A 12714-nucleotide genomic window follows, 5' to 3' on the forward strand; every position below is an offset into this window, starting at 1 on the left:
GAATACATTCGCCACCAGGACGGAACGGAGCCTGGCGATGGGGGCGACCACTTCCGAATTACTCCTTCGTGAGTTGAGGACTTCAGTCCGAATCTCACGAAATCTTCAAACCTGCCGGCTTTAGCCGGAAGTTGTTTAGTCTAATTCTGTTGGGTTGACTTCGGGTTTCGGTGGGCTCTTTCGTACCCGGGCTATGCGGAAGCCGCTTAGGTAGTTTCGGAAGTCTGGGGGGTCGAGGTTTCGTTTGGTGGTTTTGTTTTGGTCGGGGCCGAGGAAGTAGCCGCCTCCTCGGACGGGGTGGCGGAGTTCTCCGTTGTTGGTGGCGACGGTGTCGTGGCACCACTCGTAGAGATTGCCGTGCATGTCGTACAGCCCTAGTTTGTTGGGGGCGTAGCTGGCAACTTTTTCGGTGCGTGCCAAGCGGTTGCCTACGTTGGCTTGATCCATCTCTAAGCGGTTCGTTCCTTCGGCAAAGTAATAGCTGAAAGCCGATTCTGCCGGGCTCGTCATGGGGCCGTTGCGGCAGGCGTATTCCCACTCTTGTTCCGTGGGCAGACGGTAGGTCCAGCCCTCTTCGTTCAATTCTGAGTTCAGCTTTGTCAGGAATTGTTGGACTTCGTTCCACGAGACCAGTTCCACTGGCAACTTCTGAACTTCTGCGTGGGTTAAGCCTTGGACGGCATCTGCGCCGGGTGATCTTCGAGTTCCAGGAGGGCCTGGCTTTTGAAAAAAGCTTGGATTACGCCCCATGACCGAATGCCATTGCTCTTGGGTGACTTCTGTCGTGCCGAGGTAGAAATCTTCGGTGAAGACTATCTCTTGGGTGCCTGGTTTGCCGTCGCTGCCACCGAGCCAGGCTTTGCCGTGTGGCACCAAAGCAAACGACATTCCGCGAAGGTTCGTGAAGCTTACAGTCGGGGCTGCATCGGGATCGAGGATTCCACCGTTCCAGACAATTTTTAGCTTGGGGATGGCTGTGGCAAGCTGCTTGACGACCGATTCGCTTACGTCGCATCCGCTCACGTCAAGGAATTCAAGCTGGGAACATGCGAGCAATTGCTTGAGGCCTTCGTCGGTGATCGATGTTGCGCTGAGATCAAGAAAAGTCCAACGCGGCTGCGAGGCAAGTTGCTCACACGATTGGTTGTTGATGTTCTTGCAGTTTGCTGCTCGGATCGCTTGGTTTTTCAGGGGCAATAAAAGGTTGATCCCCTCGGAAGTAACCTGGGTATTGTTGAAACAAACCCCACGCAAGTTCGGAAGCTCTTTCATGTGCATTAGAAAATGGTCGGTTACGTTCGTATCGCGCATGTCGAAGTGTTCGACTGCGTTGATGCCTGGGGTGCGTAGCAACGCAAGCAGCAGTGCGTCGTCGGCCTCTGCGGGTGCGATCAGCGAGCGGTGGACTTCGGGAAGGTGTTGCAGGTTCTCAATCATCGCCACGTCGATCTCGGTCGCATCGGCCATCTTAAGATCAACTATTTCATGAGACGGTGCTTCAACCGGAAGGAAACGGGGGCCGTAGGTGATGTAACCACCACGGTGAATGACTCCGACTTTGATGCCGTGCTGGCATGCCCATTGAATGGCACCGAGTTGTTGCTGCTGAGTTTCTGTCTGAGGCGGATCAAGGACCATGACCTCGACATCTTTAAACTGGAATGTCGAACGCGGCAACGCATGGCTTGCACGCAATGCGGGCATTCCGGCGGAACGCGTGATTCGGTCGTCGCGTTTTTCATAGACTTGTTTTCCATCGACAAAGACCGAAATGGTTTCATCAATGGTGGCCAAAGCGAATTCAAAGAAGTCCGTCGCCTGATCTTCCAGATGAACGTCGGCCAATCGTAGATGGCGATCTCCGTTGGAAAGCCAAACCTGAAGTTCACGGCTGTTAATCATATAGACGGCGATGTGATCTTCATTGGATCGCAGATAAAAGCCTCCCCAGGAACCTTCAAGTTTGCGAATCTTGGCTCGGATGATTGCGTCTTTGGCGAGGATGTCGGTGAAGTAGAGATTCTTGGCATGTAGTTCCGTCACACCGTCAATGTACTTCGCGTAGGCATCCTCGGATTCGTTGAGAGGTGGGGATGCCGCAAGCACGCGATCGAATTCTTCTTGACTGCGAAGAAGCAGCTGCCACGTTCCGCTTGCGATTTTATTTAAGTCGGCAATGGTCTTCGTATCTCCCTCGGGAAATCCTTTCCATAGGAGCTTGTCTTCGGGATTCGTGACCGTCAAGTTTCGCCAGCGGACAGCGGAATTCCATGTTCCTAGTCCAATGCCTCCTTGGGCAAAGTGCGGATTTTTAGTCTCGAACATCAGTTGACCGTCAAGCCATATTTGGATCGTGTCTTGTCGAACTTTAGCGTCGATGGCGTACCAGCGATTGCGCTCGTACTGAACTGCCGCATAAGTGTCGTCACGATGAAACTGACCTTTCAGCGTGTAGGCCAGATCGGTTCCCTTACCGAAATAATTGCCAGGCGTGAACGCGTACCGATTCGAGCGATCTTGTGCGCGTAGGTAAAGAGAACCCCCTTGGCTGCCAGGGTCGTCTGACTCGGTTTTCATCTCGACGTGAACGTCGTAGTCGGTCCAAGCCGTATCGCCGAAGTAGAGTTCCGAGAATTCAGGTTTTCCTTGAAGGAATTCATCGCCATCATTTATCCATACTCCTTTGCCGTTCCTTTGCGACAAAGGGGCGGTAATTGCAGACTGATCGTCGGAGGCCGTCTGGCTTGGCAGAGATTGCTCTTTAGTGGTAACGCCCTCTGGTTGCTGGGCTTCCTGGGGCAATGTCTGGGTGGCGACAGCGTTTGGGCTTGGGACTGTGTGAGCATCAAGCGACTGCGAGGTTATCTTGGTTGGCTGCCCGTGCTCCAGCGAAAGGGCGAATATCAGAATCGCGACCAGGGCCATCAACCCACCAACCAAGGCCAGTCGACGCGGGGCGGTCCTGGTTTGCTTGGTCGTTGGTTGGGGAAGTTGTGTAGTGGCCCTTCGCACAATTTCAGATGGAAGATGGACGGCCTTGTTATGCTTGACGTCGTCGTGGCAGCGATGCAGCAGCGTGGCAACTTCCTTGGCTGAGGCAAATCGCCGATCTGGTTCTTTGGCGAGAAGTACATCGACGATGGTTACCAGCCAGTTGGGCACCTCGGGGATAATCTGCTGGATCGGGCGTGGCTGGTCTTCAACAACTCGACGGAGCACTGCGAACGTTGTCTTGGCGCGAAATGGAGGTCGGCCGCTGGACATCACATACAACACGCTACCGAGGCTAAACAAGTCGCTACGCTCGTCCATTTCCAGACCTTGCGCTTGCTCGGGCGACATGTAGAGCGGGGTCCCTGAAATGATACCACTTTGCGTTATGCTGGCGTCATCGGCCGACCTGGCCAGGCCGAAGTCGGTGAGTTTGACTTCGTTGGTGTTTCCTTCCAGCAAAATGTTGGCTGGTTTAATATCGCGATGAATGAGCCCCTTCGCGTGTGCGGCGGCCAGGCCGGCAGCTGCATACTGGCCGATCTCAAGAATGTCGTCGAGTTCCAAGGGGCCGAGCGCGTTAATTTTTTGCTGTAGCGTCGGGCCATCGATCAGTTCCATCACTAGATACGGTAGCGGAAGCTCTTCGACGGCATAGATGCTGACGACATTGCGGTGTCGAATTGCGGCGGTTGCTCTGGCTTCGCGTAGAAAACGCTTGCGTGCCGGTGAAGTTACTGCCAATTCCGGATACATGACCTTGATTGCCACGATGCGTTCCAGCTTCGTATCAAAGCCTTTGAGGACGATCCCACAGCCGCCACGGCCAATCGTTTCACGGATTTCGTAGTGCCCTAGCTTGCCCATGGAATCAGGCTCGTCCGAGGGTTCCAGAAATGAGAAATCAATGGGTTCGGCGTGGCCGGGGGCGCCTTGAGTCGTGATCGTTACCTCGCTCTCGTGAGAATCTTGCCCTGCGGCTAGCTGCTCGAGAACGGGTACATTGAGAAATTGCCCGGAACGCTCGTGCTCAACGAGTAGGGCTTCAATGCGTTTACGAAAGAGAGAGTCTCCACCACACGTTTTGTTCAAATAGGTGGCCCGCTGACGTGTGTCGGCTATATCTATTGCAGCCAGGAACACCGATTTTTCGTTCAGCTCAGTCATATAGCACGATGTCGATTATTTTTGACGATACGCACGATTGGTTCTCTAAGACTTATGCGAAAATGGCTGGTCGATGTCGCCAATATAAAATGCTTTTATTTTGAAACATCCTCGTGGGGTGCAATCTCACGCCTTAGCCATGCTCGGGCAAACGTCCAGAGACGATCGGCCGTTCGTGGCGAGATGTCTAAAATCTCTGCGGCCTCGGCACGTCGTAGCCCTGAGAAGTAAAGCAACTGCACCAATTGGGCGGCCTCTGGATATTCGGTGTGAAGCTTGCTGAGGGCCTCGTCGAGTGCGAGTAGGTCTTCCACGGGTTCTGGTAAGACACAAATTTGTTCGTCGAGGAGTTCCTGCCGTGTGAAGTTGCCCCCTCGCTTCTGGCTGCGTTTTTTACGCGAGTTGTCGACCAGAATGCGGCGAATCGAAATGGCCGCCGCCGCGAAGAAATGCCGGCGGCCCTCCCAGAGTTTTGCCTGCTGCCCACCGGTCAGACGCATGTATGCTTCATGGACTAAAGCGGTCGGCTGAAGAGTTTGCCCGGGGCTTTCGTGGGCAAGCTGATAGGCCGCCAATCGACGCAATTCGTCGTAGACCATAGGGAGCAATTCGTCCGAAGCCCTGGCGTCGCCGTTGCCAGCGGCTTGTAAGATCTCGGTAAAGTTTTGCATGCCGTGATTGCTTGAGTTGAATTCGTGGTACTCGGCCTAGATGCTCTCTTAATATCCAGGTTGCAAGCTGGTAGTTCCAGTAGTATTTGGGGGTTTTCGCTGCTTTTGTGATTGGCTCGTTGCCAAAGGCGACTCAGGTTTCAGGCTAGGCCAACCGTCTCCCCGCTTATTACTGCGAAGCATCCATGGCTGGTTGTTTAGCAGTACCTATCAGAAAGGGCTGCCGCGAACGGATAAGAAGCAGGCGGCCCTTTGGTCGATTTGTAAGACACGATTTGCGTGGCGACAAAATGGTGGTTCGCCTGATGCTAACAAGAGCTTAACGCCGGACTTACCTGTTTCGACTTGTGATCTGGAAGCAAGTTGATACAGTTCACTCTTTATCGCCGCGACACTCTTGAGCAGGGAGCGTTGCGCAGCGAAACGGCCGCTGGCAGAGCCTGGTTCTCGAGGAAAGACAGTATGGATACTTCGCCGGTTGGCTCGACTGAAAACGGCAACAAGTCGGTTCAGCAATATATCGACGAAACGCCAGTCTGGTCCGACGGAACGCGTACAGCCTCGACACCGATGACGCCGATGCAGTTGCGAATCTGGTGGCTTGCCGCGGCTGGTAAGTTCTTTGAAGGACTGGTCGTCTTCATGACCGGCGTGGCTTTGCCATTATTGGCGAAGGAGTTTTCGCTCGATCCAGCCGCCCACGGGATTGTTGGGGCGGCGTCGCTACTGGGCATCCTGATTGGTGCTACTGCACTGGGTGGTCTCGCCGATCACTTTGGCCGCAAGCCGATGTTCATCATTGAAATGGCGATCTTCAGCGTCTTTTTGGTGGGCGTCACGCTAAGCCCGAACTTTCCGTTTCTAGTCTTTTGCTTGTTTGGCCTGGGGATCGCGTTGGGGTGCGACTATCCGACCGCCCACTTAGTGATCTCCGAGAGCATGCCGAGCAACTGTCGCGGCCGCTTTGTCCTGGGGGCATTTGGCTTTCAGGCGGTCGGGGCGTTGATGGGAGCTGGCATTGGTTTCTTTATCTTGTATGAAAATCCCAGCCTTAGCGCGTGGCGCTGGATGTACGCGACGGCCATCATTCCCGCTGTGTTCGTAACGCTGGCACGATTAACAATTACCGAGAGTGCCCACTGGTTGTATGCACGAGGTAAGAACGACAAAGCCGAACAGGTGATGGTGCGTCTGCTCAATCGCGAGCCGCAGTACCCTCGCGAAGTAAACCTGGGTGGCGAGGAAGAGTACGACGACGCGGCGCAATCCGAAGCGAGTGGCGGCTATCGAGAACTCTTTAGTGAGAAAAACCGCCGCGCCACAATCCTGGCGTCGGTGCCGTGGTTTCTGCAAGACCTGGGGACGTACGGTATCGGGATATTTACACCGACTATATTGGCTGCGGCGGTTGGGCATAAGAAGGACCACGCCACGGCCATTTCGGATATCGTTCAGAATGACATGATTGCTGCCAAAGGAGCGGCAGTGATCGATGTTCTGTTGATCTTGGGAATTGTCGGAGCGGTCTTGTTGGCAGATCGCGTCGGTCGAATCAAGCTGCAGGTGTTTGGTTTCATTGGATGTGCTGTCGGGCTTTTTCTGGCCTCTCTTTCGGTCGATTTCACCGGGTTAATGCAGCTTTATCTGATTTTCGCAGGCTTCATGATCTTCAGTTTCATGACCAACCTCGGCCCCAATGCTCAGACCTATTTAATCGCCGGCGAAGTCTTCCCTACCAAGGTCCGCGGCAAAGGGGCTGGTTTTGCCGCGTCGTTTGCGAAAATCGGTGCCGTGCTCACGGCGTTCCTTTTTCCGATCCTGTTGGCACAGATTGGGGTGAAATATCTGCTTTATATTCTTGTCGCGACATCGATCGTCGGCGCCGTCGTGACTTGGATGACGCGAATTGAAACGAACGGCTTGAATTTGGAAGAGTTAGAGTAGTCTCGCTCTGCGAGGAGATAATTTACCGGAAACGTCGCCAAGTCGAGGGTAAACTAGTAGCGAACTCTAACCTCGATGGACGCGCTAAAATGACTTCTCTGAAGCAATCTTTCTGGATCGCAATGCCGCTTCTGGCAGTAGCGTTGGTTTTCATGATCTTGCCTGAGCAGGAAACCCAGCCTGAGAAGGATGCGTTTGTTGCCGAAGGTTCAGACCCGGAAGTTAATACGTTTTCGATTGTCGCGTACGATCCTCAGACCGGCGATCTGGGGATTGCCGTGGCGAGCAAGGTGCTTGGCGTTGGCTGTATCGTCCCCTGGGGAGAAGCCGGACGCGGGGCCATTGCGACCCAGTCGGCCGCGAACACGGCCTACGGACCCAATGGTTTAGAGCTGCTGAAAGATAAGTCGGCCGAAGAGGTCGTCCGGTCGTTGACCAGCGGAGATGAAGCTCGGGCCATACGTCAGCTCGGGATCGTAGACGCCCAAGGAAACGCGGCCAGCTACACCGGCGACCAGTGCAATGCATGGGCTGGCCATATTGTGGGAGAGCATTTTGCTGTGCAGGGAAACTTGTTGGCCGGTGAGAAGGTGCTCGAGGACATGGCGACCAAATACCGCGAGGCGCGTCGGCAAGGCGAAGGGGAACTCGCCGACTGGTTAATCGCCTCTTTAACTGCCGGCGACGATGCCGGTGGAGACCGCCGCGGTAAGCAATCGGCGGCACTTATGGTCTATCGGCAAGATGCCGGCTACGGTGGCAACGATCGTTACATCGATCTGCGGGTAGACGACCATCTTGAGCCGGTTTCGGAACTATCTCGACTGCTTGAAGTGCACAAGAAGTTTTACGCCAGGGCGCATCGTCTCATGAAAGCTGACGCGAAAGAATGAGTCTTCTCATTCTTCCAATGGGTCGTCTTTGTGAAGCGTGCTGCCGAAGCTATTCATGAGCGGTTTGATCGAGCATTCGAGAAAATTCTCTTGAAAGGGGAGCTGGAATTCGAGAACGGCTTGCTCGAACGAATTCTTTACCAGCGGCAAGGTGGTTTCACTAAATTGCCTTGAATGCGTAGTGCGAACTGCTTACCGGAATCGGCAAATTGTTAAGCTGACATGAGTAATGTCTTTTTGAAACCGATTGCGGCTTGCGAGAATCTTCGTACAATCGCATCGACCAGCAAGGATTACGCTAAGCATCAGCACCCTAGAGTTTGGACGCAATGGAGTCGACATTTCCCGTATTCGATCCGGCATCACCTCAGGCGGAATCGATACGCGATCTCTTCGTCCAGGTGCTCTTTATCAGCGGGGGAATCTTCGCGATTGTCGCGGGGCTTATCTGTTTTGCCTTGTACCGGTTTCGTGTTAGCGAGAATCTTCCGGTACAAGATTTCGGCAGTCATCGGCGAGAAATAGCCTGGATGGTGGGGCCGGTGATCATTGTCGTGTGGATCGCGGCGATCAGTATCAAGTTAATCCTCACGGTTAACGCGTTGCCGGTCCAATATGTCGAAGGTTCGACCGATGGCATCGATCTCATCGTCACCGGGCACCAATGGTGGTGGGAAGTGGAATACCCCGCGTCCGGGATCGTCTCAGCGAACGAAATCCACATTCCTACCGGAAAAAAACTGCGAGTCGCGTTGCGCTCGGAAGATGTCATTCACAGCTTCTGGGTTGCGCAATTAACCCGCAAGATGGACGCGATTCCCGGTCACGAGAACTTTGTCTGGTTAGAAGCCAGCACACCAGGTACCTATCAGGGACGCTGCGCCGAGTATTGCGGAACGCAACACGCCTGGATGAACTTTTTAGTGATCGCACACGAGCCAGCTGACTTCGAGGCTTGGCAGAAGCGTGAAAAGCAGGTTTCTACAGCACCAGACGATCAACTGGCATCCGCTGGCGAGGCCCTCTTTATGAAACTGACCTGTTCGCAGTGCCATGCCATTTCGGGAACGGAAGCCAAAGAAGACTTTGCACCCGACCTGACGCACTTGGCAAGCCGAGCTCAGCTGGGCGCTGGCGTGCTGAAGAACACTCCGGAGGAACTCCGCACCTGGCTCGCCAACCCTCAGGCAGTGAAGCCGGGCTGCAAGATGCCTAACTTTAAACTCAAAGATGAGCAACTCGATCAATTGGTTGCCTACCTGGAGACCCTCCGTTGAGCATGCCGCTGGTCGAAACGAAGGAAAAAGAAGCCGAGCGGTCGCCGGCAATGGGCCCCCTGCTCTCGTGGGTCAGTTCGGTTGACCACAAGCAAATCGGGATCCTCTATATCTGCACGGCGACCATCTTCCTGGCCATCGGCGGACTAGAAGCCCTGTTGATTCGGTTTCAACTGCTGGTTCCTAAGAACGACTTTCTCTCGCCTGATTTCTTCAACCAGATGTTCACCATGCATGGGACCACGATGGTCTTTCTGGTGGGCATGCCGGTGCTGGTTGGCTTTGCGAACTATTTTGTTCCCCTGATGATCGGGGCGAAAGATGTTGCCTTCCCGCGGCTCAATGCGATGAGCTTCTGGCTGTTGCCCATGGGCGGCATCTTGCTTTACTTCAGCTTTTTTACCGGTGCGGCCCCGAGCGCCGGCTGGTTCAGCTATGCTCCCCTTTCGACGCGTCCTTACAACTTGATGGTCGCGCAGGACTACTGGATTATCGGCCTGCTCTGCCTGGGCGTGGGTAGTGTGGCCGCAGCGATCAATATTTTCGTGACAGTGCTTACACTTCGTGCACCGGGGATGAGCTTGCAGCGGGTGCCGCTGTTTGTCTGGATGAGTCTGATGACGGCCATCCTGACGGTGCTCGCCTTGCCGGCACTCAACGCGGCCTTGGCCATGCTGCTCATCGATCGCTTCTTGGGGGCCGCGTTTTTCCAGCCTGAACGTGGTGGCTCGGCGGTACTTTGGCAGCACTTCTTTTGGGTGTTTGGCCATCCCGAGGTTTATATTCTCATTTTGCCAGCGTTCGGGATGATCTCGGAAGTGATTCCGGTCTTCTCGCGAAAGCCCGTGTATGGCTACGCGTTTGTGGCAGGCTCGAGTGCTGTGATCGTTCTGTTGAGTTACGGCGTATGGGCCCATCATATGTTCGCCGTGGGGCTGGGCATGGGGGCCGATATTTTCTTTGCCGTGGGAACGCTGCTGATCGCGTTGCCGACCGGCGTGAAGATCTTTAACTGGACCGCAACCATGTGGGGCGGGGCCATCCATTTGACTGTCGCGATGCAGTTTGCCGTGGCTTTCTTGCTGGAATTTGTCATCGGTGGTCTTACCGGCGTGATGTTCGCCGCGGTGCCCATCGACTGGCAATTGACCGATACCTATTTCGTGGTAGGGCACTTTCACTACGTGCTCATCGGCGGAACTGTGTTCGGGTTGTTCTCGGCAACTTACTATTGGTTTCCGAAAATGACCGGGCGGATGCTTAGCGAACGCCTCGGCCGCTGGCAACTGTGGCTGTGGATCTTTGGACTCAACGCCACGTTCATGTCGCAGCACTTCCTTGGCGTGATGGGCATGCCGCGGCGGGTGTACACCTACGATAACAACCCCGGCTGGATGTTGCTGAACATGGTGGCTACCGGCGGTGCTGTCGCGATGGCAACCGGAACGTTGGTGTTGCTATGGAACATCGCGATCAGCCTCCGAAGCGGCAAGATCGCAGGCAATAACCCATGGAACGGCTTCACGCTCGAATGGGCGACAACCTCGCCACCGCCGGCAGAAAACTTCGATACCATCCCCGAAGTTAAAAGCCGTCGACCCGTCTGGGATTTAGACCACCCGGAGCATGCCGATTGGAAGGTATCCAGCACGCCCAACGATAACGGACGTCGGCCCGATAAGGCGATGGTATGTGCTTGGACGTTTATCGCCTCCGAAGCGGTTTTCTTCCTGCTGCTGTTGATTTCGTACGTGGTTTTCAACTCGCAAGAATCGGAAGGACCAAACTCGGCAACCGCGCTCGATGCGACTCGCACCGGAGCGTTTACCGTATGCTTGCTCTTGAGCAGTGTCACGTTTTGGTTTGCCGAGCGGGCGTTGAAAGCACGAAAAGCGAAACACTTCCGGGGCTGGCTTGGTTTGACGATCGGCCTGGGCACGGCATTTATGCTTGGTCAGGTTTGGGAATATTACGGGCTGATTCAAGGTGATATTACCGTCGATTTGAATCTCTTCGCCGCCACTTTCTTCACCGTGACCGGGTTTCATGGTTTGCACGTAACAGCAGGATTGGTTGCGCTGTCGATCTTGCTGGCCCTGGCGATGAATGATTCGTTTAGCAGCGATCGCAGCAAAGTGTTTGCGGCGGTTGGTGTCTATTGGCACTTTGTCGACGTGGTTTGGATTATCGTGTTCCTGATTGTGTACATGGGGTATTTGCAGTGATGGCGTTTCTCACGAGCCAGTCGCTTTGGAATATCGCCTCGCCGGTGTGGCTGGTGGTACTGCCCCTGCTTGTCGCGGCATTCGGGTGGCGGAAGCAGTTGACCGGTGCCAACTGGTGGTGGTTGGCAATCGCCACGATGGTTTTGGTGTTGGCGTTTGTTTCCCCAATTGGTGTCCTCGCAGGCGGTTACCTGTTTAGTGCTCATATGGTGCAGCACCTTTTACTGCTGCTTATTGTGCCGCTTTGCTTGACTCTGTTTCTTCCTCGCGAACCGATTGAGTCGCTGCTGAATCGTCCAGGCATGTCGAAGTTGAACTCGCTGCTGTCCACACCAATCTTTGGCTGGATTGCCGGCCTTGGGGCGATGTGGCTATGGCACGTTCCATCGCTATGCAGTGCGGCGACGCAAAGTGACGTCCTAAGCGTTGTCCGCAGCGCGACGTTCCTTGCGGCAGGGATGGCGTTTTGGTGGCCCATTTATTCGCCCATGTCCCGTTTTCGTTTGGATCCTTTGTTGGCGGTGATTTACCTGTTTTCGGCATGTGCCGGCTGCACGCTGCTGGGCATCTACATCACCTTCACACCGGTCTCCGTTTGTCCGGCGTTCGCTAATCCGGTCGATCGGGTTGGCATTCTGACGTCGCTCTATCAAGCCGGCTTTACCCCGATGGTCGATCAACAACTGGGGGGGCTGCTGATGTGGGTTCCCCCTTGTTCCCTGTATATTTGCGCGATCCTTAGCGTGTTGTGTCGTTGGTATGCGACGGAAGAACACTCCACCACCGACAATCTGCCGGAGGCTTCCCTATGAGTGAAAGCCAAGTTGCCAAGTCGCACGAGGCACCAACACCCCAGCCAAGCTATGCTCCGGCGGCCATGGCCTTGGGCATTATGATGCTGTTGTGGGGCATTACGACGATGTGGATTATGTCGCTCGCTGGACTGGGGGTGATGACGTGGTCGTTGTGGATGTGGATCAACAGCATCCGTCTTGATTGGAACAAGGAAAACATCGGTGAGTGATAGTCCCGAAGCAAAGTGCCCCTCGTCTGACGAAGATCGACGAGGATTTCTGACCAAGCTCTGCCTGGGGCTATCGGCGTTGATTGGTGCGGTAATCACGTTGCCTGGCGTCGGGTTCGTCTTGGCCCCCGTGTTTGCCCGGCCAAAGCAAGTGTGGCGAAAGCTCGGAAAGCTTGACCAGTATGAAATCGGCAAGACCGTGAGTGTTGAATTCAAGGATGCGGTTGATCAACCGTGGGCAGGCGTCACGACCTTGAGCGGAGCTTGGCTCCGGCGGGTTTCAGAGAACGAATTTATCGCGTTCTCTATCAATTGCCGACACCTTGGCTGCCCCGTGAACTGGGTCGCGGATGCGTCTTTGTTCATGTGTCCATGCCATGGCGGTGTCTATTATGAAGACGGCGAAGTTGCTGCGGGACCTCCGCCTGAACCACTCGCTCGTTACCAGGTACGCGTGACAGACGGTTTCGTCGAGATCGAAACGGCGGCCGTTCCTTTGACCACCAACGACCGGGTATAACG

General features: G+C 54.8%; 9 protein-coding genes and 1 pseudogene. 8 read left to right on the forward strand and 2 right to left on the reverse strand.

Going from position 1 to position 12714, the window contains the following annotated elements; all coding sequences use genetic code 11:
- Positions 1–72, forward strand: a pseudogene (locus HOV93_RS26700) (IS200/IS605 family transposase); the annotation flags it as partial.
- Between the two features lie 63 nt (positions 73–135).
- Here HOV93_RS26700 and HOV93_RS11155 read toward each other — a convergent pair.
- Positions 136–4158: a protein kinase domain-containing protein gene (locus HOV93_RS11155; protein WP_207396588.1), complete on the reverse strand. Its 4023-nt coding sequence runs from the start codon at positions 4156–4158 to the stop codon at positions 136–138.
- Positions 4159–4253: 95 nt separating this feature from the next.
- Positions 4254–4829, reverse strand: coding sequence for a sigma-70 family RNA polymerase sigma factor (locus HOV93_RS11160; RefSeq protein WP_207396589.1), 576 nt, complete (start codon positions 4827–4829; stop codon positions 4254–4256).
- 462 nt (positions 4830–5291) lie between these two features.
- On the opposite strand from HOV93_RS11160, the gene HOV93_RS11165 reads away from it, so the two are divergent.
- From HOV93_RS11165 to HOV93_RS26385, 7 genes are all read left to right on the forward strand, one after another.
- Positions 5292–6773, forward strand: coding sequence for an MFS transporter (locus tag HOV93_RS11165; RefSeq protein ID WP_207396590.1), 1482 nt, complete (start codon positions 5292–5294; stop codon positions 6771–6773).
- Between the two features lie 89 nt (positions 6774–6862).
- Positions 6863–7666: a DUF1028 domain-containing protein gene (locus HOV93_RS11170; RefSeq protein WP_207396591.1), complete on the forward strand. Its 804-nt coding sequence runs from the start codon at positions 6863–6865 to the stop codon at positions 7664–7666.
- 329 nt (positions 7667–7995) lie between these two features.
- The gene (gene coxB / locus HOV93_RS11175; protein ID WP_207396592.1) at positions 7996–8943 is read left to right on the forward strand and encodes a cytochrome c oxidase subunit II; all 948 of its coding nucleotides are present in this window, start codon (positions 7996–7998) and stop codon (positions 8941–8943) included.
- A gap of 2 nt (positions 8944–8945) precedes the next feature.
- On the forward strand, positions 8946–11168 hold the full coding sequence (gene ctaD, locus HOV93_RS11180) for a cytochrome c oxidase subunit I (protein WP_235990257.1): 2223 nt from the start codon (positions 8946–8948) through the stop codon (positions 11166–11168).
- Complete coding sequence (locus HOV93_RS11185; RefSeq protein WP_207396594.1) at positions 11168–11980, forward strand: cytochrome c oxidase assembly protein; 813 nt, start codon at positions 11168–11170, stop codon at positions 11978–11980. Before ctaD ends, HOV93_RS11185 begins: the two co-directional genes overlap by 1 nt.
- On the forward strand, positions 11977–12192 hold the full coding sequence (locus tag HOV93_RS11190; protein ID WP_207396595.1) for a hypothetical protein: 216 nt from the start codon (positions 11977–11979) through the stop codon (positions 12190–12192). The genes HOV93_RS11185 and HOV93_RS11190 overlap by 4 nt, the downstream gene beginning before the upstream one ends.
- The gene (locus tag HOV93_RS26385; RefSeq protein WP_207396596.1) at positions 12185–12712 is read left to right on the forward strand and encodes a QcrA and Rieske domain-containing protein; all 528 of its coding nucleotides are present in this window, start codon (positions 12185–12187) and stop codon (positions 12710–12712) included. The genes HOV93_RS11190 and HOV93_RS26385 overlap by 8 nt, the downstream gene beginning before the upstream one ends.
- The last annotated feature ends 2 nt before the right edge of the window (positions 12713–12714 follow it).

Source organism: Bremerella alba (genome assembly GCF_013618625.1).
GTDB lineage: Bacteria > Planctomycetota > Planctomycetia > Pirellulales > Pirellulaceae > Bremerella > Bremerella alba.

What these genes read in the sequence shown, in the direction of transcription:
- HOV93_RS11155 (WP_207396588.1), bottom strand. Translation starts at nt 4,158, where the DNA reads ATGACTGAGCTGAACGAAAAATCGGTGTTCCTGGCTGCAATAGATATA.
- HOV93_RS11160 (WP_207396589.1), bottom strand. Translation starts at nt 4,829, where the DNA reads ATGCAAAACTTTACCGAGATCTTACAAGCCGCTGGCAACGGCGACGCC.
- HOV93_RS11165 (WP_207396590.1), top strand. Translation starts at nt 5,292, where the DNA reads ATGGATACTTCGCCGGTTGGCTCGACTGAAAACGGCAACAAGTCGGTT.
- HOV93_RS11170 (WP_207396591.1), top strand. Translation starts at nt 6,863, where the DNA reads ATGACTTCTCTGAAGCAATCTTTCTGGATCGCAATGCCGCTTCTGGCA.
- coxB (WP_207396592.1), top strand. Translation starts at nt 7,996, where the DNA reads ATGGAGTCGACATTTCCCGTATTCGATCCGGCATCACCTCAGGCGGAA.
- ctaD (WP_235990257.1), top strand. Translation starts at nt 8,946, where the DNA reads ATGCCGCTGGTCGAAACGAAGGAAAAAGAAGCCGAGCGGTCGCCGGCA.
- HOV93_RS11185 (WP_207396594.1), top strand. Translation starts at nt 11,168, where the DNA reads ATGGCGTTTCTCACGAGCCAGTCGCTTTGGAATATCGCCTCGCCGGTG.
- HOV93_RS11190 (WP_207396595.1), top strand. Translation starts at nt 11,977, where the DNA reads ATGAGTGAAAGCCAAGTTGCCAAGTCGCACGAGGCACCAACACCCCAG.